Annotated in this window: 16 protein-coding genes; 10 read left to right on the top strand and 6 right to left on the bottom strand. The window is 69.4% G+C overall.

Annotation, left to right across the window (positions count from 1 at the left end; genetic code table 11):
- Positions 1-22 precede the first annotated feature (22 nt).
- Positions 23-3514: a DNA-directed RNA polymerase subunit beta gene (gene rpoB, locus E3O50_RS08240; RefSeq protein ID WP_134560829.1), complete on the bottom strand. Its 3492-nt coding sequence runs from the start codon at positions 3512-3514 to the stop codon at positions 23-25.
- 366 nt (positions 3515-3880) lie between these two features.
- Between rpoB and E3O50_RS08235 the strand changes: the two genes are divergently transcribed.
- The 5 genes from E3O50_RS08235 (at position 3881) to E3O50_RS08215 (ending at position 14797) form a co-directional block, all read left to right on the top strand.
- On the top strand, positions 3881-4750 hold the full coding sequence (locus E3O50_RS08235) for a fused MFS/spermidine synthase (RefSeq protein ID WP_134560828.1): 870 nt from the start codon (positions 3881-3883) through the stop codon (positions 4748-4750).
- A gap of 229 nt (positions 4751-4979) precedes the next feature.
- A complete protein-coding gene (locus E3O50_RS08230) occupies positions 4980-11957 on the top strand; it encodes a hypothetical protein (protein WP_134560827.1) in 6978 nt (2325 codons plus the stop codon).
- Positions 11958-12085: 128 nt separating this feature from the next.
- Positions 12086-12631, top strand: a complete 546-nt coding sequence (locus tag E3O50_RS08225) for a hypothetical protein (protein WP_241975556.1) — start codon at positions 12086-12088, stop codon at positions 12629-12631.
- Between the two features lie 373 nt (positions 12632-13004).
- Positions 13005-14303, top strand: a complete 1299-nt coding sequence (locus E3O50_RS08220; RefSeq protein WP_241975555.1) for a PQQ-dependent sugar dehydrogenase — start codon at positions 13005-13007, stop codon at positions 14301-14303.
- On the top strand, positions 14303-14797 hold the full coding sequence (locus E3O50_RS08215; protein ID WP_134449709.1) for a SprT-like domain-containing protein: 495 nt from the start codon (positions 14303-14305) through the stop codon (positions 14795-14797). The genes E3O50_RS08220 and E3O50_RS08215 overlap by 1 nt, the downstream gene beginning before the upstream one ends.
- Positions 14798-15216: 419 nt before the next feature.
- On the opposite strand, the gene E3O50_RS08205 is transcribed toward E3O50_RS08215, so the two are convergent.
- Positions 15217-16026, bottom strand: coding sequence for a nuclease-related domain-containing protein (locus E3O50_RS08205; protein ID WP_134449711.1), 810 nt, complete (start codon positions 16024-16026; stop codon positions 15217-15219).
- A gap of 270 nt (positions 16027-16296) precedes the next feature.
- On the opposite strand from E3O50_RS08205, the gene E3O50_RS08200 reads away from it, so the two are divergent.
- The gene (locus E3O50_RS08200) at positions 16297-17421 is read left to right on the top strand and encodes a C4-dicarboxylate transporter (RefSeq protein ID WP_134560826.1); all 1125 of its coding nucleotides are present in this window, start codon (positions 16297-16299) and stop codon (positions 17419-17421) included.
- Here the strand turns inward: E3O50_RS08200 and E3O50_RS08195 are convergent.
- The 4 genes from E3O50_RS08195 to E3O50_RS08180 form a co-directional block, all read right to left on the bottom strand.
- Entirely contained in the window at positions 17411-17713 is a 303-nt protein-coding gene (locus tag E3O50_RS08195) for a DUF427 domain-containing protein (protein ID WP_134560825.1), read from the bottom strand. The two genes, E3O50_RS08200 and E3O50_RS08195, sit on opposite strands and share 11 nt — an antisense overlap.
- A gap of 62 nt (positions 17714-17775) precedes the next feature.
- Positions 17776-18357 (bottom strand): hypothetical protein, encoded by a 582-nt coding sequence (locus tag E3O50_RS08190; RefSeq protein ID WP_134449714.1) that lies wholly within the window; start codon positions 18355-18357, stop codon positions 17776-17778.
- Positions 18354-19649 carry a hypothetical protein gene (locus E3O50_RS08185; protein ID WP_134560824.1) on the bottom strand — a complete coding sequence of 432 codons (1296 nt, stop codon included), beginning with the start codon at positions 19647-19649 and terminating at the stop codon, positions 18354-18356. The genes E3O50_RS08190 and E3O50_RS08185 overlap by 4 nt, the downstream gene beginning before the upstream one ends.
- A gap of 65 nt (positions 19650-19714) precedes the next feature.
- Positions 19715-20149, bottom strand: coding sequence for an EVE domain-containing protein (locus E3O50_RS08180; RefSeq protein ID WP_241975554.1), 435 nt, complete (start codon positions 20147-20149; stop codon positions 19715-19717).
- Positions 20150-20191: 42 nt separating this feature from the next.
- Between E3O50_RS08180 and E3O50_RS08175 the strand changes: the two genes are divergently transcribed.
- The 4 genes from E3O50_RS08175 (at position 20192) to E3O50_RS08160 (ending at position 23971) form a co-directional block, all read left to right on the top strand.
- Positions 20192-20755, top strand: coding sequence for a hypothetical protein (locus E3O50_RS08175; protein WP_174774667.1), 564 nt, complete (start codon positions 20192-20194; stop codon positions 20753-20755).
- Positions 20752-21390: a DUF1684 domain-containing protein gene (locus E3O50_RS08170; RefSeq protein WP_134560823.1), complete on the top strand. Its 639-nt coding sequence runs from the start codon at positions 20752-20754 to the stop codon at positions 21388-21390. The genes E3O50_RS08175 and E3O50_RS08170 overlap by 4 nt, the downstream gene beginning before the upstream one ends.
- A gap of 289 nt (positions 21391-21679) precedes the next feature.
- Positions 21680-23365 (top strand): DEAD/DEAH box helicase, encoded by a 1686-nt coding sequence (locus E3O50_RS08165; protein WP_134449717.1) that lies wholly within the window; start codon positions 21680-21682, stop codon positions 23363-23365.
- A 111-nt stretch (positions 23366-23476) separates the two neighbouring features.
- A complete protein-coding gene (locus tag E3O50_RS08160; protein WP_134449718.1) occupies positions 23477-23971 on the top strand; it encodes a GNAT family N-acetyltransferase in 495 nt (164 codons plus the stop codon).
- Positions 23972-24001 lie beyond the last annotated feature (30 nt).

Raw genomic sequence — 24001 nt, 5'->3', positions numbered from 1 at the left:
GTATTTGTCATTCTGCCCGGCCCTAGATGTCGTCGATCGAGGATGATTCGAAGCGGGTGGAAATGTTGATGCCGAGCTCTTCCGCAGCGCGGAACACCTCGTCATCCGTGTCGCGCAGGCTGACGGCGGTTCCGTCCGAGGACAGCACCTCGACGTTCAGGCACAGCGACTGCATTTCCTTGATGAGGACCTTGAAGCTCTCGGGGATGCCGGGCTCCTGGATGTTCTCACCCTTGACGATGGCCTCGTACACCTTGACGCGGCCGAGGATATCGTCGCTCTTGATGGTCAGGAGCTCCTGCAGGGCGTACGCGGCACCGTATGCCTCGAGCGCCCAGACCTCCATCTCACCGAATCGCTGTCCACCGAACTGCGCCTTACCACCCAGCGGCTGCTGCGTGATCATGGAGTACGGACCGGTCGAACGAGCGTGGATCTTGTCGTCGACGAGGTGGTGCAGCTTCAGGATGTACATGTAGCCGACCGAGATCGGGTTCGGGAACGGCTCGCCGGAGCGGCCGTCGAACAGCTGCGTCTTTCCGGTGGAGTCGATCAGTCGCACGCCGTCGCGGGTCTTCGTCGTCGAGTCGAGGAGACCCTCGATCTCGATCTCGAACGCACCGTCGAACACCGGGGTGGAGACCTTGGTGTTCGGTGTGGCGTGGTGCGCCTGCTCGGGCAGGTTGGCGGCCCACTTGGGCTTGCCTTCCACGTCCCAGCCCTGCTTCGCAATCCAGCCGAGGTGCGTTTCGAGCACCTGGCCGAAGTTCATGCGACCGGGGATACCGAGCGGGTTGAGGATGATGTCGACCGGGGTACCGTCTGCGAGGAACGGCATGTCCTCGATCGGCAGGATGCGGGAAATAACACCCTTGTTGCCGTGACGGCCGGCGAGCTTGTCACCCTCGGTGATCTTGCGCTTCTGGGCGATGAAGACGGCAACACGCTGGTTGACGCCAGAGCCGAGCTCGTCGTCGCCATCCTGCGAGTCGAACACCTTGACGCCGATGATCGTTCCGCGCTCACCGTGGGGCACCTTGAGCGAGGTGTCGCGAACTTCGCGGCTCTTCTCGTTGAAGATGGCGCGCAGCAGGCGTTCCTCGGCGGAAAGCTCGGTCTCGCCCTTCGGCGTGACCTTTCCGACCAGGATGTCGCCGGGGCGAACCTCGGCGCCGATGCGGATGATGCCACGCTCGTCCAAGTCTGCAAGCAGGTCCGGGGAGACGTTCGGCAGGTCGCGGGTGATCTCTTCCTTGCCGAGCTTGGTGTCGCGGGCGTCGACCTCGTATTCCTCGATGTGAATCGAGGAGAGGGTGTCGTCCTTGACCAGGTTCTGGCTCAGGATGATCGCGTCCTCGTAGTTGTAGCCTTCCCACGGCATGAATGCCACGAGGAGGTTCTTACCGAGGGCGAGCTCTCCGTTGTCGGTGGCGGGACCGTCGGCGATGACCTCGCCGGCTTCGATCCGCTCACCTGCGGTGACCATGACGCGGTTGTTGTAGCTCGTGCCCTGGTTGGAGCGCGCGAACTTACGCATGTAGTAGTCCTGCGTGCCACCCTCGTCAAGCTGGATGGTGACGACGTCGGCCGAAACCTCCATCACCACACCCGACTTGTCGGCGGTGATGACGTCGCCGGCGTCGATGGCCGCGAAGACCTCCATGCCGGTACCGACGAGCGGGCTGTCACTCATGAGGAGAGGAACGGCCTGGCGCTGCATGTTCGCACCCATGAGGGCGCGGTTCGCATCGTCGTGCTCGAGGAACGGGATGAGGGAGGTCGCGACGGACACCATCTGGCGCGGGGAGACATCCATGTAGCCGATGTCTTCTGCGGGGAAGAGGTCGACCTCGCCACCCTTCTTACGTGCGAGGACCCGGGGCTCGGCGAACCGGGCGTCCTTGGTCAGCGGCGCGTTGGCCTGGGCGACGATGAACTCGTCTTCTTCGCTCGCGGTCAGGTAGTCGATGGTCGTCGTGATGACGCCGTCGACGACACGACGGTACGGGGTCTCGATGAATCCGAAGGCGTTGATCCGCGCGAACGAGGCGAGCGAACCGATCAGGCCGATGTTCGGGCCTTCTGGGGTTTCAATCGGGCACATGCGGCCGTAGTGCGAGGGGTGAACGTCTCGCACCTCGACGCCGGCGCGGTCACGGGACAGACCACCCGGGCCGAGCGCGGACAAGCGGCGCTTGTGCGTGAGGCCGGCGAGCGGGTTGTTCTGGTCCATGAACTGCGACAGCTGGCTGGTTCCGAAGAACTCCTTGATCGCGGCGACGACGGGGCGCACGTTGATCAGGGTCTGCGGGGTGATCGCTTCGATGTCCTGCGTGGTCATGCGCTCGCGGACGACGCGCTCCATGCGGGACAGGCCGGTGCGGACCTGGTTCTGGATGAGCTCGCCGACGGCGCGGATACGACGGTTGCCGAAGTGGTCGATGTCGTCGATGTCGATGCGGATGTCGGTGGGGACGCCCTCACGGATGCCGGAGATCGTGGTCTGGTTGTCGTGAAGGGCAACCAGGTACTTGATCGTGGCGAGGATGTCCTCGAGCGTCAGCACGGAAGAGCTGAGCGGCGCTTCGATGCCGAGCTTGCGGTTGATCTTGTAACGACCAACCTTGGCCAGGTCGTAACGCTTGGAGTTGAAGAAGAAGTTGTCGAGGAGCGCGCGGGCTGCCTCGGCGGCGACCTGCTCTCCCGGGCGCAGCTTGCGGTAGATGTCCTTGAGGGCTTCTTCCTTGGTGAGGATGTTGTCCTTCTCAAGGGTGAGCTCGATGGACGCGAAGCCCTTGAACTCTTCGAGGATCTGCTCGCTCGTGAGGCCGAGTGCCTTGAGGAACACGGTTACGGACTGCTTGCGCTTGCGGTCGATGCGAACGCCGACCTGGTCGCGCTTGTCGATCTCGAATTCGAGCCAGGCTCCACGGCTCGGGATGACGCGGGCGGAGTAGATGTCCTTGTCGGAGGTCTTCTCCTGCTCACGGTTGAAGTACACACCGGGCGAGCGCACGAGCTGTGAAACGACGACACGCTCGGTGCCGTTGATCACGAAGGTGCCCTTGGGGGTCATCAGCGGGAAGTCACCCATGAACACGGTCTGGGTCTTGATCTCACCGGTGAGGTGGTTCATGAACTCAGCGTTCACATAGAGGGGTGCGGAATAGGTCTTGCCCTTTTCCTTGCACTCGTCAATGGTGTACTTCTCAGGCTCGAGCTCGGGGTTGGTGAACGACAGCTGCATCGTTTCGCCGAGATCCTCGATCGGGGAGATCTCTTCGAAGATCTCGTCGAGCCCGGTGCGGGTCGGGAGGTCCTGGCGACCTTGCGCCTGACCTTCTTCGACACGCTTCTTCCACTTGTCGTTTCCGACAAGCCAATCGAAGGACTCCGTCTGCAAGGCGAGCAGGTCCGGGACCGTCAGATTGTCTGTGATCTTTGCGAACGACAGACGCCCTGCAGCGCGGCCGTTCTTGGGTGAGTTGGTGGTTGCGTTGCGCGCAGCAGCCAAGGAAATAACCTCCGTAGACCCCGTCAGGTCTAGTCACTGTTAGTAATGAATTCCGAGTACGCTCCCCAGACCCTCAGTTTGAACGAGGTATGCCTCAAGGTGGCTTGAGCACGCAAAGCCGACCGCAATATGAAGGCATAGATTTGTCTGGGAGCGCAAAGATCAACTATAGGCTGTCTTTCCCCCTATGTCCACCCCAATCTTGACCTTCACCATTTTCTCAGGTATAACCCGCCGCATCCGCTCCCCCCGCCCCGCCGCCCACCTTCCGCGAGAGCGGAGAAATGGCCCTTTCGGCGCCGCTGAAGGGGCCTATTTCGTACTCTCGCGGAGTGGTGGTGGGGGTGCGTGGGGGAGACTGGGGGGATGAGCAGGTCAGAAGTGCAGCATCCGTCGGTCACGTTGAAGCTGAGCGGGATGACCGCGGAAATACAGCCGGACCGGTTCGTTCCGGGGAGCTTCGAGCTCATCGTCGACGGCACGCCGCAGTCGCACGTGAACATCGACAACCCCGGTGAGTTGTTCTTCGAGTACGTGCAGCGGATCGGGCACGTCATCGACCTGCTCGGGGACGTGGGCGAAGCCATCACGGCCGTGCACCTCGGCGCGGGTGCGCTCACCCTCCCCCGGTACGTCGAGGCGACGCGGCCCGGCTCGCGGCAGCAGGTCGTCGAGATCGAGAGCGACCTGATCGACTTCGTGCGGGCCGAGCTGCCCTGGGACAAGCGCGCGAACCTGCGGGTGCGGCACGGCGACGCCCGCGAGGTGCTCGCCAAGCTGCCCGCCGGGCTGCACGGCACGACCGACCTCGTCGTCGTCGACATCTTCTCGGGGGCGCGCACCCCCGCCCACGTGACGAGCCGCGAATTCTACGAGCTCGCCCGGCCGCTGCTGAGCCCGCGCGGGGTGCTCGTCGTGAACGTCGCCGACGGGCCGGGGCTCGCCTTCGCGCGCGCGCAGGCGGCGACGCTCTCCGCGGTGTTCCCGCACGTGATCGGCCTCGCCGAGACCCAGGTGCTCAAGGGGCGCCGGTTCGGCAACATCGTGCTCGTCGCGACGCTCTCGCCGGTCGACCTGACCTGGGTGCCGCGGCTGCTCGCCGGCGGCCCGCACCCGGCCAAAGTCGTCGAGGGCGCGGAGCTGCGCCAGTTCATGGCGACCGCACTCGTGACCACGGATGCGACGGCGACGCCGTCCCCGCTGCCCGGCCGCACGGTGTTCCAGATCGGCAACTGAGCCGGAGCAGAACATGAACGTTTGGTGACGTTGCGGCCCCGCGAAGGGGCCCCCGGCGACGAAGACAAATCGTTGCAATAAAAAACCCGATCGAGGCTGGAAAAAACCACTAGGCTCCGAGACACTGTCGTGCACGGTAGCGCGCTGATCTCCGGGGGTCCAAGCGATGTCTGCTGTCGAGTTCGAACGTGTGTCCTTTTCCGAGCGACTACGCCGCAGCGTGTCGCCGATGATGCTGCTGCGCACTGCGGGCGTTGCCGCCGCCTCCGTGGCCGCCGGCCCCCTCGTGCTGATGGTCTTCCTCCTTCTCGGTGGCACCTTCGTCGGCGGTCGGCTGGCCGAAACGGCCGACGGCGCACTCGTCTGGGCCACGATCGTCACCACGCTCATCACCGTCGTCAGTGCCGCGCTCCTGGTCTTCGGAATCGTCGCGGTCGGGGTCCTGCACCGCCGGGCCCACCTCCCCCAGGGCGTTCGCGCGAGCGCGCCCCGGGTCGGCCGCTCCCTGCTCGGCGCGGCGCGCACCTTTCCCCGGCTCGCGCTCGCCCTGCTGCTGACGCTCGTCGCCCTGGTGCTCGCCACGATCCTGACGCTTCCCGCGAGCGCTGCGGCCCTGATCGTGGCCGTTGTCCTGTTCGTGCGGAACGCCCGCGTGCGCGAGCCCGAGGGGACGCGATTCACTCGCGGCACCCGCATCGCCCTCGTGGCCGCCGTCCCGTCCGTTCCGACGCTGGCCCTGCTCCTCCTCCTGCCCGCCCTGCTCGCGGCCACGCTCGACGCTCCCCGCTCCCTCCGAGCACTTGTCCGCATCGCGATCATCGGCCTGCGCCAGCGCCTGGTCCCCCTGCTTCTCTTCGTCGTCGTGGGCGCCGGTGTGTCCGCCGGCCTCACCTGGGCCGGCACCGCTGCATCACGCGCGATCGACGGCGACGGCACCAGCGCCACCGGGCTGCTCGTGCTCGCGGCGATCCTCGCGGCACTCCTCGCCCTCACCGGGATGGCCCTCGCCGTCATCGTCGCGGCCGTGCCCAGCGCATCCGCCGCAACGACCGCGGGCACGAGCGCGCCGCGCCGCCCGTGGCAGCGCACCCTGCCCCTGACCGCCGCCGGCGGGCGGGTCGCCATGCTCGTGGTCGTCGCCCTCGTCGCCGGCGTCGTTCCGGCCGTCACCGTTGCGGCACCCGCCCAGGCGGCGGGCGTCACCCCGTCGACGGCGGTCGCGCCCGCACTGATCGAGCCCGTGCTCAGCATCGGATTCGACGGCTTCGGTGCGACACCCATCCTCTCGGCCGAGGTCACCGTTCCGGACGGCGACCCGATGGGCACCGTGCAGTTCCTCGACGGCGCCGTCCCCCTCGGCGCCCGGGTCGCCCTGGCCCTCGCGCCCGGCGACCCGCACGTCGCCCGCGCCTCCCTGAGCGGCATGGCTCCGCTCGATCCGGGCTCGCATCCGCTCAGCTTCAGCTTCGAACCGGCCGGCACCGCCGTCGCCGCCGGCACCTCGAACGTGCGCATCTGGTCGTTCCTCGCCGACACCGAGGTCACCATCAGCACGGATGCCGCCGCCGCGGTGAACGGACCGGCGACCGTGACCGTGACGGTCGCCCCGACCTACGCCACGTCGATGAAGCCGGACGGAACCGTCGACGTCACGATCGACGGGACCACCGAGACCCTCACCCTCGTGGACGGCTCGGCGGAGAAGCAGGTCACCCTCCTTTCCGATCCGTACATCACCGCCGACTACGCGGGATCCGCCCTGTTCAAGCCCAGCTCCGGCCACTACCAGGTCGGCGCGGTCATCGTCCCTGACCCGACCCAGATCGTCGCCACCGTCTACAACCCGCCATTCACCCTCGGTACGGTGATCAACGCCTCCGCCGTCGTGACGGCGCCGAACGCCGACTACGGCACCGTGGTGAAGGGGACGATCCAGGTCTGGGCGGGCCAGACCCTGCTCACCGAGTCGTCCAAGCTGACCCAGACGCTCAGCATCCCCACAACCGCCCTCCACGCGGGAAGCACCGACCTGCGCTTCGCCTTCGTTCCGGCCACCGGATTCGAGGCCTCCGAGACCACGTCGACGATCACCATCGCCCCGGCCCGAACGAGCGTCTCCGCCGCCCTGCAGCCGGCCTCCTCACCGACCCTGGTGCCGCGCGGAAGCGCCCACGCGATGACCGTCGACGTCACCTCGGACCTGGACGGACCGCGCACGGTCGAGGTGCGCAACACCCGCACCTCCGCCCTCGTGGCCACCGGCAGCGTCACCGTCACCGACCAGCACGGCACCGGAAGCGTGGTTCTCACGGGACTCCTGCCGATCGGCAGCTACACGCTGGCGGCGACCGTGGTCGGCGACGCGGACCACGCCCCGGCCACATCCGCCGGCCAGACCGTCTCGATCGGCGCCGGCCTCACGAGCACCACGCTCACCATCTCGGCCGGCGCCGCGACGGTCGACACGGTGGAGATCGGCACCCCCGTCACCCTCGTCGCCACGACGACGGCAGCCGCCGGCGAGACGACCCTGCCCGGTGCCGTGACCTTCACCCTGCCCGACCGCTCCTCTGCACGAGTAGACCTCGCCGCCGACGGCACGGCGCGCTACAAGTTCACTCCGACCCAGGCGAGCACTGCCGCCGTGCAGGCCTCCTACTTCGACACGACGTCTCAGTACGAGCCGTCGAACGCGACCGATGCGCTGACGGTCGCGTTGGCAATCGCCTCGACCCCCGTCGCCGTCTGGACGGGCGACCTCACCCCGAGCGACCGCACCCTCACCCTCAGCTATGCGGCGGCACCGAACCGCGCCGTGCCGACCGGCGGCATCCGCATCCTGGATGCCTCCGGCGGCATCCTCGCCACGGGCAACCTGGCAGACGGCTCGGTCACCCTGCGGCTGTCCGCACCCGGTGCGCACCCCGTGCTCCGCGCCGAGTACACCGGCGACGGCCTCTATGCCACGCGCACCGACGTGGTGCCGGTCTCCGCGCTGCGGAACTACACCCCCTCGGTCACCGTCGGCGCCCCCGCCTCGGCGCCGCTCGGCACCGCCTTCCCGGTGACGGTCGACCTCAGCGGCGTTCCGCTCGACCTCGTGACCCAGGTGAACCTCACGGCGACGGCCCCGGATGCGACGGTCAGCGACCTCGGCACGATCACCCTCGACACGGCAGGCCACGGCACCGCGGCCCCCACCCTGCTCGTCGCCGGGGCCCACGGCATCCGTGCGGTGGTCACCTTCACCGCGGCGAGCGAACTGGCGCCTGCCGCTTCGGACCCTGCCGTCACGACCGTGCAGCCGGTTCCCGTCCCCCAGCTCACGGTCTCCCGGACCGACCCCGGCGCAGCGCTCGTCGCCGGCGCGTCCGTCGAGCTGACCATCACGGCCGCCTGGCTCTCCTTCTCGTCGACGGGACTCGCCGCCGGCACACGAGCGGATCTCCTGGACGCCACCGGCACGGCCATCGGCACCACGCAACTGTTCGGGTCCCCTGAGGGACTGAGCGGAACGGTGACCGTCGCCAACCTCCGCGGAGGCACCCTGGCCGTGCACGCGAGCGTCGAGTACGGGCCGTTGCGGGCCTCCACGTCGAGCCCGGTCCTCGACCTCGCGGTCAGCGCGCCCACGACCGACCTGTCCCTGGCCGTTCAGCCGGTCACGGTCGGCGACAGCCTCACGGTCACGGTCACGGCCGAGCCGAGCGGCACCCTGACGGGGTCCTCCCGTTCGGTGCCGGCCACGGTCACCGTGCTGGGCACCGACTACCCCCTGAGCCTGACCCGCAGCGGCGCCACCGGGTTCTTCCGCGGCACGGTCGCGGTCCCCACCCTGCACGCAGGGTCCCTCACCCTGTCCGCGTCCACACCGGGTGACGGTGTCGACACGAGCGCCGCGACCGCGGACCTGACGGCCACCGTGGACAAACGCGCCACGAGCGTCGCGGTGGTCGTCCCGGACGGGGCTCGCGCGGGCGACGCCCTCCCGGTCTCCGCCCGGGTGCTGCAGGCCGGCTCCCAGACCAGCCCTGCGCCCACCGGCACGATCATCCTCACCGGTTCGAACGACACCCTCTGCGCCGCAGACGGGACCGGCGCATGCACCCTGCCCGGGGCATCCGTGCGGATGGGCGAGAACACCCTGTACGCGCACTACGACGGCGACGCCGACAACGAAGCGTCGCACAGCGTGACGCAATTCACCGCGTCAGCCCGGGGCACGGACCTCGCGGTGACGTTCTCCCCGACCCCCGACGAGTGGGTATACGGCGACCCGATCACCGCCAGCTGGACCACGACGACGACCGGTGCCGCCGCCGTCGGCCGGGTGTACTTCGACCTCCCCGGCGTCGGATGCAACGGGCCCGCGCTCGCGGGCAGCTGCACGCTCACCCCGGTGACGACCGCCCAGTTCGCCCCCGTCAGCACCGAGTACAGAGTCACCTTCGTCTCTCGAGACGACGCCCCCGGCGCCGTCGTGAGCGGAACGGCCGACGCCAGGCTGTGCGCATACCCGATCGTCTTCGGAACCATCGACTACGGCGACTCCGTGCGCTGCGGTGACGACAAGCTCGGCGTCGTCACCGGCAGCCTGCTGCGCGCCACGGCATACGCACATTCCGACTACGCCGTCGACAGCTGGACGATCGACGGCTCGATGCGTCTTTCGCAGGGACGGTCCTTCCTGTTCGTCGTGACCGGATTCATCCGCGTCGGCTACACCGAGCACTACGCGCCGACCTGCTTCACCCTGAAGCTGACCCCCACGGTGGACTGGGGCCTGCTCGACCCCTACGCGCAAGGCTGGGCGCGCGCGAATACCCGGCCGAACTGCGCCAGTCCGTACGGGTCCACCGCGCAGGAGCTGGCCGACCAGAAGGCCGGCTTCTCCCGCTACGCAGCGGGCACCATCGTGGACCTGACGCTCGTTCCCGCCAACCTCTCCGAAGAACACACCCAATCCGAATTGGAGCTCGACGCCCTCACCGGAGCGACCCTCACCGGCCCGTACTCCGCCCAGGTGGCGATGACCGCCGATCGCGCGGTCGCCGCCACGTTCCGCGTCAAGGCCTGCACGGTGGTCGACCTCCCCGTCACCGAGGGCGGCAGCGTCGCGGTGACAGCCGCCGATCGGCCGTCCACCAGCTGGGGCCTGAAGCCCTCGTCTGGAGCCTGCACCGTCGGCGGCGAGGCCGGATACGTTCCCGGAACGAAGATCACCGTCGTGGCCACCGCTAAGCCCACCGCAACGTTCGGTTCGTGGCTCGGCGGCTCGTCACGCGACAACACCCCGACGACGCTGCTGGCGGCTCCGACCGGACAGCTGCTCAAAAGCGGTGCCACCACCGCGACGACACAACTCACCGTGCCCTGGGCTGACAGGTTCCAGGTCGGAGCCCAGTTCAGCATGGTCAAGTGCGTGACGGTCACCGTCGTCTCGAAAGCGATCCGCGACTACTTCGCCGCGCGCACGGGCGAGCCCGCCGGCGCCTCGTGGGCACACGACGGCCCCCTCACGCAGTGCGGCGACGTCGCATCCACGACCACGACCAGCAACAGCGCACTCGGCGGCTACCACGTGGTCACCACCACGGACTCGATGGTCGCCACGGGACGCCTGCACCTGACCACGACGGAACCGGAATACGCCATCATGGGCTGGCGCGGCTACACCGGTAACACCGCCTCGGTGCGCTGGAGCAGCAGCACCCAACAGGGTGTCGTCTGGAACGGCAACCAGGGGACATCCGGGGGAACGGAGATCGACCTCGCGCGGGTCAACAGCGCCATCACGCTGACCGCCGGCTGGTACAACACGAGCTGCAAGCCACCCATCGTGAACCTTCCGCAGGGCGGCTCCTACATGATCGCTCCCCTGTCAGCCGACGAGAGCTATTGCGAACGCGCCGGCGAACTGCCCCGGGGCCAGGCCGGCTACCTGCTGCCTGCCGCCATCGCCGGGTCCCCCAATCTCGTGCCGATCACGAGCATGGTCAACGCCTCGGGCCTGGACGAAATGGCGGAGTTCGGCACCTCCCAGGGCTTCTTCGAAGGTCGCGCCAAGGTCTATGGCGGCGGCAGCTATCGCCTCGAGTACTGCGCGCCCATCGGGCTGAACGTTCGGGTCATCGACGATTCGGGCCAGGCATCCGCCCTCGACCCGGAGACCGCCAAGAAGATCGTCGTCGACGACGGCGGATGCCCGCCTCTCTATTCGCGCCCCGGCCGCACCGTGACCACCGCCGTGACCGTTGCCGGGCAGTACACCTACTCGGTGGGGGGAAGCACCGACGGCACCGGCCCGACACGCGTGGTGGATGCCCAGGGCAACGTCTCCGGCCCGAACACCCTCGACCTGACGATCATCTGCTACACGATCTCCGGGAAGGACCTGTCGGCGACCACGCCCGGCAACTGCCCGGGAGGGACCGGCAACCGGTACACGCGCGGCACCACGGTGCAGCTGCAGGCCGAGGACATCGAAGGCAACCGCTTCGACGGCTGGGACTACGCCGACGCGTCGAGGGACCAGACCGCGTGGGTGATCATGGACAGGGACCGCTACGTCGAGGCCAAGATTCACCGCTACAGCACCCGCGAGAAGGTCGGCAACTGGTTCAGTTCGATCAGCCAACGCATGCTCGCCGCCGTGATCACCGTCGCGACGGGGGTGTCCCTCGCCCAGTTGATGGTCGCCAAGGTCGCCGCCGTCGGGCTGAAACTCGCGGCAGCCGGCCTCAGGGCCGCGGGAGCCGGTGGTGCGGTCGCCGACGCGATCGACAAGGCCGGAACGGTCATCCAAGCACAGGTCGACCTCGCGATGCTCGCGACGAAGTGCCTCAACGACTGGGCGAACGGCAAGGGCGAGATCCTCACCCTGCCGTCCTCGAACAGCGCGACACCCACGCTGGGCGCCGGCGCGGGGCTCGGCCCGAACGCGACGGCCGAGGACATCTTCAACGCCGCCAAGGCCGACCTCCAGACCCGGATCGCCGCGAAAACGGGGTACAGCGGCGCGGTGCCGATCGGGGCGGTGACGAGTGACGTGGGAACGTTCATGAATGTCGTCGGATCGTTCGGCGAGAACCTCAGCATGTACGGCTCGGACGCAAAGACGAACTGGAGCAGCTACGAGGCGTCGATGAAGGCGTGCATGGCCGAGGGAGTCGACTCCTACGTCAAGGACACGTACACGGGGTACTAGCGGAGTGCGGCGAGCGGACCGGGGCCGGGCCGGAAAGTTCGCCGGCACACCCCCGTACGGGTGTCGCCGCGGCATGGTCGGGATATCCTGTTAGGGAACCCGATCGTCCGCGGCACACCCGGCCGCCCTTGCCTCTGGACTACACCCTGCCCATCATCATTGGTTACGACGCCGTCACTCTCCGTGAAAAAGTCGACCTGCTCGCCGCCGGGCAGCGCCTCGACGAACTCGGCGAGTTGCGCAGCCTGTCCGCGCTCAACGAGAAGATCGCGCTGCTGCGCCTGATCGGACGCCTCGACGAGGCCTTCGACATGGCCAACGCCGCCCTGCGCCAGGCCCGGTTCACCGGATCCCGGGAGGAACTCGCGGCCAGCCGCATCCGCCGGGCCCAGGTGATGCAGTTCCAGGGCAAGCTCGATGAAGCCGGGAGCGAGCTCACCCACTGCGTTCTCGAGGCCGAGACGCACGAGTGGAGCGCGGTTGCGGCGTTCGCGCGGGAGAACCGCGGGAAGGTCCTGTTCGAGCAGGGCGACCTCGAGGGGGCCCTCACCGACCTCACCGCCGCCGTGTTCCTGCGGGAGAAGGCCGGGGCATCCGTCGAGCAGCTCGAAGGGTCCCTCGTCGCCGTCGCAGTCGTCGAGTCCATCATCGCCGAGCGGGGCCAGGGCCGCTAACCCCCCTGGCGCGTGCTCGCGCCCGCGCCGGTTTCCGCAAGCCGCGCCCTCCGATGTGGGAGCGGGCTGCGCAAACAGTCGCGACGGCAGTCGCGGGAACGGACCACGCGGAGGACGCTGCGGCAACCCGGTGGTCGATGTCGGTGGACGGGGGCATTCTGGGGGAACGGGCGTAGCCGGTTCCCCCACTGTTCCGGATGCGCGGGCACACGGTAGGGCAGGCCCCGCGGCAGCGGGCCGGTGCAGGAGGAGTCGGGAGGTCGCAGTGGACGAGTGGATGCCGCCGCACGAGCCGGCACAGGGGTGCGCACTCCCGCCGACGCAGCCGCGTGGAGTGCGGCATGCCCGGCGTTCGGCGCACCATGCCGGCCGGGTGGTCCGGCACCTGGCCGTGCTCGCAGTAATCACGCTGATCGCCCCGGTACTGGTGGCGTGCACCTCCGACGCGCCAGAAACGCCCGCAGCGGCATCCGCATCGTCGGGGCCGTCACCCGCGACGCCATCCCCGGGTTCGACCGGTGTGCCGAGTCCTGACCACGGGGCGCAACCGGGCGACCCGAACACCGGACCCGGCCAGGGCCCCGGTGAGGGCGTGGGGCCCGTCGAGCCGGTCGGGGACCCCGTCGTCCTCGCCTCGGGCCTCGAGGTGCCGTGGTCGATCCTTCGCCTGCCCGGCGGCGGCACCCTGATCAGTGAGCGGGGCACCGCACGCGTGCGTGAGCTGCTGTCCGGCGGACTCCGCGACGCGGGCACGGTTCCCGGTGTCGTCGCGCGCGGCGAGGGCGGGCTGCTCGGCCTCGCCTACCTCGCCGACCCGGCCGCGGCCGTCGGGGCCCCCAGCGCGGGACCCGGGGGCTGGGTGTACGCGTATTTCACCGGCACCACCTCCAACCAGATCGTGCGGATGCCGCTCACCGGCACCCTCGGAAGCCTCACGCTCGGGAGCCCCGAACCGGTGCTCTCGAGGATCCCGCGGGCAGGCAATCACGATGGCGGGCGCATCCGCTTCGGGCCGGACGGAATGCTCTATGCGACGACCGGCGACGCCGGGAACACCGCGGCCGCGCAGGACCTCGGGTCGCTCGGTGGGAAGATTCTCCGGATGACGCCGACCGGCGCCGTGCCGCCGGACAATCCGTTCGGGACGCTCGTCTACTCATATGGGCACCGGAATCCGCAGGGCATCGCCTGGGATTCGCGCGGCCGGCTGTGGGCGAGCGAGTTCGGGCAGTCGACGTGGGGCGAACTCAACCTGATCACGCCGGGAGCCGACTATGGCTGGCCGGACGCCGAGGGCATCGCGCACGACCCGCGGTACACCGACCCGGTCGTGCAGTGGCGCACGCCCGAGGCCAGTCCGAGCGGGCTCGCGATCGTCGGGGACACTCTGTTCCTCGCGGCACTGCGGGGCGAACGACTCTGGCGGGTCGACTCCTCAACAGGCGCGGCGAGCGCGTGGTTCGTCAACACCTGCGGCCGGCTGCGTGACGTGGTGCCCGGCCCGGATGGCACACTGTGGTTTGTGATGAACAACACGGACGGCCGCGGCATCCGAGCCGCCGGCGACGACAAGCTCTACTCGGTTCGAGTGGAGCAGACCACGCCCCTGGCGCGAGGCATTCGGGTGGCGCAGCGAGCGAATGAACCCGCCGGATTTGCGGCGGCGCCCTGATGGCGGACCTCACCCGCGTGCGGCGCTGGGCCGAAGCGCTCATCGACCTGCACCTCGACGCCGGCTGGACCTTCGCGTTCGACAACGCCAAGAAACGCGCCGGGCTGTGCAACTTCACGGCGAAACGCATCACGATCTCGCGTTACCTCGCCTCCCGGTACGAGGACGACGACGTGCACCAGATCCTGCTGCACGAGGTCGGGCACGCGCTCGCCGGCCCGCGCGCCGGCCACGGCCCGAAGTGGAAGTCCATCGCCCGCGACCTGGGCTACGACGGCAAGCGCACGCACGACGGCGAGATCGCCAACGAGCTCGCCCCGTGGGTGGGCGTCTGCCCGGCCGGCCACATCCACTACCGGTACCGGAGGCCGACGCGCGCCCTCGCCTGCGGGCTGTGCGGGCGCGGCTTCAACAGTGACCACCTCGTCACCTGGACGAGCCGGGAGATCACTGCGGCGGCTCGGCGGCGCGCCGCGGCGTCGGCCGGACTCTAGGCCGGGCCGGGAGACCGGCCACCGGCCGGGCGTGACAGGAGCGGGCGTGACCGGAGCAGGCGCCTGCCCGACGGGCGGTGAATGCCTGGCGCACGCCGATCCGGTGAGACGCCGGTGCCAACTCTGACGCTCCCGGCCGGCAGCTTCCCGGAGTGGTCCGGCACGACGATATACAGCAACGGCCAGCGAGTGCCCTTCGACACCGGCGCCTTCGAGGCGAAGTGGTGGACCCAGGGCGACAGCCCGGATGCGGCGGCCGAGAATCCGGACGCCTCCCCTGGGTGGCGCTCATCGACGCCCAGCTGCGGGTGCTGCTCGGCCTGCCTGCGATCCCGGCGGACACCGACAGCATCGGGCAGCCGGGGCGACAGGGACGGCCCGGCCGACGGCACCCGCTGGCTTACGCGGCCGCCGGAATGTCAGCCGGAGAGGCCCATGGCCTCGGACACGAGCCCGATGATGCCGAAGAAGGCTGCGCCGCCGCCGATGAAGATCGCGAGCGGAAGGTAAATGCGGCGCTGTCGGCTGGCGGCGCGGACCTCCGCGTCGAGGGCCTGGAAGCGTTCGATCAGGTCGTCGCCGGTCTCGACGGGCACGTTCGCCCACATCGCCGGGTTGTCGAACAGGCCGGTGAGCCGGCCGCACTCGTTCTGGTCGAGGACGACCGGGAGCGCCTCGAGCCAGCCGACGAGGTCGTCGACGCCGAGCACCGTGACGAAGGGCGGGCGAGCCCTGACCTTGACCTCGCGGGCGCCGACGAAGACCACGGTCGGCCGGACCGGTGCGGTCTGGGCGCGCCGGTCGCTCATCAGGTCGGTGATATGGTTCGCCTCGAACTCGGCGTGGCGCAAGTAGGGCACCGTGCGTCCGTTGACGGTCAGCACGGCCTTGTCGACGAGGATGCGTGCCGAGCGGTGCTGTTTCGCGTTGACCGTGATCACACCACCGGGGCCGACGATCAGGTGGTCGATATCCCAGCCTTCGAGGCCGATCGGAAGCGCGTGGAAGATCGTCCAGTCGGAGCTGAGCGCCTCGAGGCTCTTCCCGACAGCGATCTCGCCGAGTGCGGCCAGGTACCAGCCCTCGCAGCGTTTGCCGAGCGGGGAACGCCCGCGGAAACGGTGCCACGGTGAACGCACCGGCGTTCCGGTCTGCTCGCGCAGCAGCTTGTCGATCACGGATTCCGCCATCCGCCGCCTGTACATGCCGCCGCCGCTGAGCCTCACCATGTCTGTCGGTCCGATACTTTTACTACGCGCGATCGCAAATCCTGTCAGCCAATTGTCCCCCCGAACAAGGGCGTGTCCTTACTCAACGGGATTATGCGGTTCGGTCAGCCCCCTCACGTACCTCTCCTGGGCACGCCGGCGCTGGGCCGGAACGACCGAAACGCACGCGCCTGACGGCCCCGCGCTGCCCTCTTGCGGCAGGTCACTCCGACTCCGGTATTCTATTGAGAGGACAACTGTCCGTTCAACAGCGGCCCGAGGGGAACGATCATGCCGGCTTCCCCTCGCGCGTTCCGGAGAGTCCTGCGGACCGGGCGGGCCCCGCTGACGAGCTTCGGCATCCCCTTCGGGCTGTCGGGCCTTGCCGGCACCTGGACGATGGCCGCGGGAGTCCTCGGCACGCCCGCTGGGATCGGTGAGGCCCTGTGGGTGTTCGCGCTCGTCGCCTGGGTTGCGGTCCTCGCCAATTACCTCGTGCGCAGCCGGAACAACGGGGGGACGATCCGGGGGGACCTCGCCGACCCGGTGCAGGCACCGTTCGCCGCCCTCGCGCCCACAACCGGGATGCTGGTGGGCACCCATGTCGCTGTGTCCCTGTCCGCGGGTTCCGGTTCAGGGCATCCGCTTACGGGGCCACTGCAGGGATCGCCCGCCGGGCTCCTGGTCGCGCTGGTGCAGGGGGTCGTCGTCGGGTTCCTGGTCGTGGCGCTCGCCTTCGGGGCGTGGTCGGTCGCGCAACTGGCTCTCCGGATGCGCGACATCGACACACTCCATGCCGGGTACTTTCTTCCGACGGTCGCCGCCGCCTTCATCGCCGGGCAGTCGGCGGGAACGTTCGGCTGGACGACGCTGAGCGTCGCGTGTATCGGGGTCGGGCTGCTGTTCTGGGTGCTGCTGGGTGCGCTCATCCTCGGCAGGATGGCATTCCGTCCCGCGCTTCCTGCCCGCCTGCTGCCGACGTTCGCGATCTTCTCCGCCCCGCCCGCGGTCGCGGGGAACGCCTGGTTCGCCTCCAACGGCGGCCGGCTCGACACCCTCGAGACCGTCCTGCTCGGGACGTTCGTGCTGCTGATCCTCGTGCAGGTGATGATGCTCGCCGCCTATTGGCGGCTCGGGTTCGACCTCGGCTTCTGGGCGTTCACGTTCACGGCCGCGGCGAGCGGGACCTACGCCCTGCACTGGATCGGAGGTGCCGCAGCGCCGGGTGCCGGGACCGGGTCGGCCGTGAACCTGTGGGCGTCGGGGGACTGGGTGTCCGCGGTCGCCGGAACCGGCATCCTCGCCACCGTGACCCTCGTGATCGGCAGTATCGCCGTGCGCTCGGTCGGGTACCTCGTGCGGGCACACGCCCGTTCGACGCACGCACCGCAGGCGCGCGTCTGCCCTATGCGGTGACGGAGATTTCCTTCCAGAAGGCGACGTAGCCGCTGTAGTCCTGGCCGACCCGGTCGAACGATGCGGGGTACGGCGTCGGGTAGCTCCAGGCGCGGTCCTGCAGGAGGGCATCGCCGTCTTTGAGGCTGAAGTACTGGCATTCGCCCTTCCACGGGCAGGTGTACGGCGTCGCGCTCTCCACGAGGAAACCGGGCTTGACGCTCTCCGGCGGGAAATACCAGTTGCCCTCGATCTTGACGAGGTCGGACTGGGGGGCTTCGGCGATCGTGGTGCCGTTGAATACTGCCTTCATGGGGTGCTCCTGGTTCGGTCGGTGGATCGGGGTCGTGCGAGGCGGTTGCGGATGATGAAACGTCAGGCCGGAAACCGGAATTCCCGGACACGGCGAATCTCGGCGGATTGCCGGGCGGCATCCGTGGCCGTGTGCGGCCGGGCGAGGTCGATGGCGGAGCGAACCTCGTCGCCCCGACCGGCCGCGCCGAGGGCCACGGCGGTCTCGGACGCGCTCACGAGGTGGCGGAGGGCGCGATGGAGTCCGAGGAACCCGGCGGAGGGGGCGGCAGCCTCCGGCGAGCAGTGGTCGATTCCGAGGCGGGCGAGTTCGTCGATCACTTCCCCGGCCAGGAGGAAGTCTTCGACTGCCGGGCGCGGGGAACCGTCCCGGCGCTGCTCGCCGACGGCGATCACGGCGACGGAGAACCGGTCGGCCTTCTCGGACTGACGCGCGAGCACCCACTCGGCGACGCGCGCCGGGTTGCCGAGGTCGGCCACGATCACGCGGGGCCCGCCCAGGGGCGTGGCCGGTGCCGTGTCGCCGACGGTGGGCAGGGCATCCGCGAGGATGATCACGTCCGCGTCCCCGGCGAGCGCCTGGAACCCGGCGAGACCGACGTCGAAGCGGACCTGGTACTTCTGCTGGGGCAGGAATTCACTCACCGGAAAAGGCTACCCGTCGGGCGGGCGAAGCGAGCGTCGTAGCGGGCGAGGGCGTCGGCATCCGTTGCGAGGGTCATCGCCCGGCGCGCGGCGTCGAGCGCGGTCACGGGGTCAGCCTCGGCCTCGGCGAGGGCGACGAGCCGCTCGGATTCGGCGAGGCGGGTGCGGGCCTCCGCACCGACCCGGCCGGGGTTGGCCGAGATGAAGCCGCGGGTCACAGTGCCCTGGCTGCGCGCGGCCAAAAGCGCGCCGGCGAGCGCGGCCCGCGCGTTGTCGAGTCGCAGCTGCTGGTTGCGAGCCTCCGACCGGGTGACGTCGAGCCCGTCGAGCACCTCGCGCAGCCGGGCGAGGTCGGCGGCCGGGTCGCTCACCCGCGACGGATGCCGCAACTCGGCCACGATCGCATCGGCGGCCGTGATCACCCGGTTCAGGTCGGCTGCCGCGACGGACTCCTCGTGCCCGTCGCGCAGGGTGCGCGCCTCGGATATCTCGGCGTCCGCGGAGTCGAGTGCGGCGCTGAGGGTCGCATAGCCGATGTGGAGCTGGTCCTCTCCGGTCTCGATCGCGTCGAGGAGCTTGCCGGCGTGGAAGAGCCCGAGCTCCGCTGCCGAGAGCTCATCGCCGATCGGGTAGCCGGGGACGGCCGCGAGATGAGCGGCGGCGGCATCCGTGGCCTGTTTCGCCTGCCCGAGGGCAGTGCGGGCCTCGGCCACGTTGCCGCTGAACGCGGCGAGCGCGGTGGGGGCGTAACTGAGCCGGAGCCTGTCGATACTCGCCGCGCCCGCTGCGACCCGATCGGTCACCCGATCCACGCGCCGGGTGAGCTGCTCGAGGAGGAGCGGGGCGTCGCGCTCGCGGCCTCGGCGGGCGGTGAAGGCGCGGTCCTGTTCGGCGAGGCGGGTCGTCGCCTCAGCGGCGAGCGCGATGATCTGCTCGGTCCAGCGTCGGCGTTCGGACTCGGTGTCCGGAACACTGTCGTCGAGCTTCTGCTGCAGGGCGAAGGCATCGCGCAGCTGGCGGCGGGAGAGTTCGAGGGCCGCGGCGAAGTCCCGGGTCGCCGCCTCGCCGAACTGGGCGACCGCGAACCCGAGTTCGTCGGTCGCGGCGCCGACCTGGTCATCGGCCCGCACCAGGGAGATCGCCGCGGCGCGTGCGCGTTCTGCGACCACCGCAGCTTCGGCCTGTTCGCGGTCGCGGCGACGACGACGAGCGGATGCGACGACGAGGGTCACCCCGAGGACCACGAACGCGAGAAGTATGGCCGAGGGCACCCACCAGAGATCGCCAGTCATAGCCGCGAGTCTAATCAACGCGGCTGGGGCGAGCGGGAGCACCCGCGAACATGCCGTGCCGGCGTCTACAAGCGGCGCATCTGCCGCCGGATCACGTCGTAGTCGTGCCGGGAGATCTCGAGCAGCCCCCGGCGGAGCTGATAGCCCCAGTCGGGATCCTCCCGGGTGAACTCGAGCACGTTCAGGAGCGGGCGGATCGACGTGCTGACGGCATCCGTATCGTAGTCGATGCGCCGCCGCCACGGCACATAGGTGCCGGAGGGCGTCTCCGGGCTCCGGAATTCGTACGCGTTCCCCTCGGCGACGAACCCGATCGCAGTGAACTCGCGCAGCAGCTCGCCCTCGACGGCGGTCTTCGGCGAGTAGTACACGACCCCGTCGCTCTCCCGCATGCCCTCGAGCGTGGTGCGCAGCCGGTAGCCGGCCTGCGCGAAGCCCATGGCGACGCCCCGCTGCACGTTATCGCGCTGCGCGACCCCGAGCCAGTACCGAATTGCCACTCCTCAGTTGTACTGCATGCCCCAGCGCCACAGACTGGGGGCATGCGTGTTCTCCTGAAAGAAATCCTCGATTGCCCGCCGGATGCCGCGTGGCGCGCCCTGCAGAGCCCCGCCGTCTTCGGCGAGGTGAGTTCGCCCCTCATCAGCGTGGAGTCGCTCGAGGCCGACGGCTTCCCCTCGATCTGGGAGCCCGGCGAGCACCCTGTCGAGCTGAGCGCGCTCGGCCTCCTGCCGATGGGCAAGCAGGTGATCCGGCTGCAGATGTCTACCGAGCGGCGCGACGGCGTGCGCATCGTGCGCGACACCGGCCGGGGCGTCTCCGGCGCCCTCGAGGCCGTGACTCTCTGGGACCACCGGATGGCGGTGTCGGCAGACCCGGCCGGCACCGGCAAGACGCTCTACCGCGACCAGCTCATCTTCCGCACCGGCGCGCTCACCCTGCCGAGCTGGCCGGTGTTCTGGGCGATGTGGCAGTGGCGGATGCTTCAGCTCAAGCGGCTGGCCCCGACCTGGCGTTTCGACGTGGGCATCGACGCGGTCGACGCCGCATCCGCTGACCCTGACGAATCCGACGGGGATTCTGCGCCGACGGAGGTGTCGGCATGAGTTCGACGCTGGGCGCCCTGCAGCTCGCCGACTGGCGCCGCCGCGTGACCGGACTGTATGCGGGCGTGCGCCAGCTGAGCGTGCAGAATCCTGCGGCGGGGCACGAGCTCTGGCGGAGCGGGCGCGACGACCTGTTCGCGGGGCATCCGTCGTCGCCCCTGCTGCCCGACGATCGGTCCGCGTTCACGGGGCTCACGGTCGCGCCGTACGACCCGGACTGGCGTTTCGAGGTCGAGGTGCACCGGGCGCCGGAGCCGCACCGGATCGCGGTCGAGACCGGGACGGACGGCACCGTGCCGTTCGACCTGGTCGGCATCGTGCGGCTGCCCTACCTCGGCCCGATCGACCTGTGGCGACTGGGCAGCTACGGCGGCGGCCTGTTCCTGCCGCTCAAGGACGGTCTCGCCGGACGCCCGGGCGGTACCTACGGCGGCGGGCGCTACCTGCTCGACACGATCAAGGGTGCAGACCTCGGACCGGGGGTCGGCGACGACACCCTGATCCTCGACTTCAATTTCGCATACAACCCGTCCTGCGCCTACGACCCGATGTGGGCCTGCCCGCTCGCGCAAGCCGGCAACACGGTCGCGGTGGACGTTCCCGTCGGCGAGTTCTACACCGGCGACCGCGACTAGAACACACCGAGCGGGGGTCCTGGGAGGGTGCTTGACAGCATCCGCTAGACTGAAACCACTTGCGAATGCATCGCTGCGCTCGCTGCGTCGTAGAACGCCCTCTTCTTGTTGCGGCGGCACACCTGCCTGGTGGGCCGAGCGCATATTGCGAATGAACATTCTTACGGCGAACGGATGTGCCCATTGGCACCTTCGCCATGTGAATCCTCCTGGCTCCGAAGCCTGCATTCCCTCACTCGGGGTGCGCACACGGTTCGATGGAGGGCTCTGATGCCTGAAAGGCACCACTTTGTCTGAAACTTCCTTCGGCGCGCTTGGCGTGCCGGCTCCCCTCGTTGCCGTCCTCACGGCGCAGGGAATCGACAGCCCCTTCCCGATCCAGGTCGACACCCTCCCCGACACCCTCAAGGGCCGGGACGTGCTCGGTCGCGGCAAGACCGGCTCCGGCAAGACCCTCGCGTTCGCCATCCCGATGGCCGCGCGCCTCGGCGGCAAGCTCGCCGGCGGCAAGCGTCGCCCGGGCCGCCCGCTCGGCCTGATCCTCGCGCCGACCCGCGAGCTCGCCACCCAGATCACCACCGCACTGACCCCCTTCGCCGAGGCGTACGGCCTCAACACGACCACCATCTTCGGCGGCGTCTCCCAGGGCCGTCAGGTCTCCGCGCTCAAGGCCGGCGTCGACATCGTCGTCGCCTGCCCCGGACGCCTCGAAGACCTGATGAAGCAGGGTTACGTCAACCTCGACTCCGTCGAGATCACCGTGCTCGACGAGGCCGACCACATGGCCGACCTCGGCTTCCTCCCCGTCGTCACCCGCATCCTCGACAAGACGCCGAACGGCGGCCAGCGCCTGCTGTTCTCGGCCACCCTGGACAACGGCGTCGACAAGATCGTCCGCAAGTTCCTCCACAACGAGGTCCTGCACTCGGTCGACGACTCGAACAGCATCGTCTCCGCGATGACGCACCACGTCTTCGAGATCGACAACGCCGAACAGAAGAAGGCCCTGATCGAGAAGCTGGCCTCCGGAACCGGACGCCGCATCCTCTTCATGCGCACCAAACACCACGCGAAGAAGCTCGCCAAGGCGCTCACCGAGGCGGGCATCCCCTCGGTCGACCTGCACGGCAACCTCTCGCAGGTCGCCCGTGACCGCAACCTCGCCGCGTTCAGCAATGGTGACGTCAGCGTGCTCGTCGCAACGGATGTCGCCGCTCGCGGTGTGCACGTCGACGACATCGAACTCGTCATCCACGTCGACCCGCCGGCAGAGCACAAGGCGTACACGCACCGCTCCGGCCGCACCGCCCGCGCCGGGCACGCCGGTGACGTCGTCACCCTCGTGCTCCCGGAGCAGCGTCGCGACACCGCAGACCTGCTGCGCAAGGCCGCCATCAAGGTAACCCCGCAGCGCGTGACCGCGGACTCCCCCGCCGTCGCCGCCCTCGTCGGCGAGGTCGCCGCATACGTCAAGCCGGCGCCGCGCACCGAGCAGCCGCAGCAGCAGCGCCAGTCCCAGGGCGGACGCTCGCAGGGCGGTCGCTCGCAGGGCGGCCGTTCCGAAGGCGGTCGCTCGCAGGGCGGCCGTTCCGAGGGGGGTCGCTCGCAGGGCGGTCGTTCCTCGTCCTCAGACGGCGGACGCTCGCAGGGCGGCAGCCGTTCCTACGCCTCCTCGTCGTCATCCGACACCTCGCGCTCGTCCGACGGGCAGCGCTCGCGCGGCCGTGACGACCGCGACGGCGCCAGCACCGCGCCCGTTCGCGGCAACCGCGGCAGCCGCAGCAACGACGCCGCCTCGGCCGGCGGAGCACGCCAGGAGCACTCTGGCCGCCCCGCGGCATCCGGTCGCAGCCACGCCCCGCAGGGCTCCGGTCGCTCCGGCGGCATCCAGGTCGGCGGACTCGTCCGCGGATCCGGCTCGGGAGCCGGCGCCGGCGGTGCCCGTCGCTCGGCGCCGCGCCGCGCGCAGGGCTAAGCAGCACCAGCACGACACAAACGGGCCGGACTCCACCAGGAGTCCGGCCCGTTTGTCTGCCCGGACCGGGCGCGGTAAACCGGCGTCCCCCGGCTGGGTTAGGGTCAGATTATGGACACCACCACCGTCGTTGTTCGGCCCGTCGAAGAAGCGGACGCCGAGAGTCTGGGCCGCGTACACGCCCTCTGCTGGCACGAAACCTACGACCACCTGCTGAGCCAGGCGGCCCTCTCCCAGCTGCGGCCGCAGCGCCTCGCCGCCATGTGGCGCCGGTTCACCACCCAGGGAGCGGAATACCGCCAGGTCGTCGCACTCGTCGACGGAGAGGTCGTCGGCTTCGCCGGCAGCGGCCCCGCCCGCGACGAGAACGCCCCCGCCGCCCACGAGCTGTACTTCATGTACCTGCTCGAGGACAAGCACGGCAGCGGCATCGGCCAGAAACTCTTCGACGCGGTCGTCGACCCCGGGCCCTCCTACCTCTGGGTCGCCGCGGTCAACCCGCGTGCCCACGCCTTCTACACCCGCAACGGCTACGCCGCCGACGGTCACGAGCAGGTGCAGGAAGTGCTCGGCGAGCAGCTGCACGAGGTTCGGCTGGTCCGGTAGGTCTCCCCGCAGGCCGATGCACCGGCGCGC

It is taken from the genome of Cryobacterium sp. MDB1-18-1 (genome assembly GCF_004402735.1).
Lineage (GTDB): Bacteria > Actinomycetota > Actinomycetes > Actinomycetales > Microbacteriaceae > Cryobacterium > Cryobacterium glucosi.
The sequence above is the reverse complement of the archived record's forward strand: the minus strand, read 5'-3'. Positions and strand labels throughout refer to the sequence as shown.

Excerpts from the sequence above, each read along its gene's own strand:
- E3O50_RS08175 (WP_174774667.1), top strand. The coding sequence starts at position 20,192 with ATGCGTGTTCTCCTGAAAGAAATCCTCGATTGCCCGCCGGATGCCGCG.
- E3O50_RS08195 (WP_134560825.1), bottom strand. The coding sequence starts at position 17,713 with ATGAAGGCAGTATTCAACGGCACCACGATCGCCGAAGCCCCCCAGTCC.
- E3O50_RS08235 (WP_134560828.1), top strand. The coding sequence starts at position 3,881 with ATGAGCAGGTCAGAAGTGCAGCATCCGTCGGTCACGTTGAAGCTGAGC.
- E3O50_RS08215 (WP_134449709.1), top strand. The coding sequence starts at position 14,303 with ATGGCGGACCTCACCCGCGTGCGGCGCTGGGCCGAAGCGCTCATCGAC.
- E3O50_RS08160 (WP_134449718.1), top strand. The coding sequence starts at position 23,477 with ATGGACACCACCACCGTCGTTGTTCGGCCCGTCGAAGAAGCGGACGCC.
- E3O50_RS08170 (WP_134560823.1), top strand. The coding sequence starts at position 20,752 with ATGAGTTCGACGCTGGGCGCCCTGCAGCTCGCCGACTGGCGCCGCCGC.
- E3O50_RS08185 (WP_134560824.1), bottom strand. The coding sequence starts at position 19,649 with ATGACTGGCGATCTCTGGTGGGTGCCCTCGGCCATACTTCTCGCGTTC.
- E3O50_RS08230 (WP_134560827.1), top strand. The coding sequence starts at position 4,980 with ATGATGCTGCTGCGCACTGCGGGCGTTGCCGCCGCCTCCGTGGCCGCC.
- E3O50_RS08200 (WP_134560826.1), top strand. The coding sequence starts at position 16,297 with ATGCCGGCTTCCCCTCGCGCGTTCCGGAGAGTCCTGCGGACCGGGCGG.
- E3O50_RS08205 (WP_134449711.1), bottom strand. The coding sequence starts at position 16,026 with ATGGTGAGGCTCAGCGGCGGCGGCATGTACAGGCGGCGGATGGCGGAA.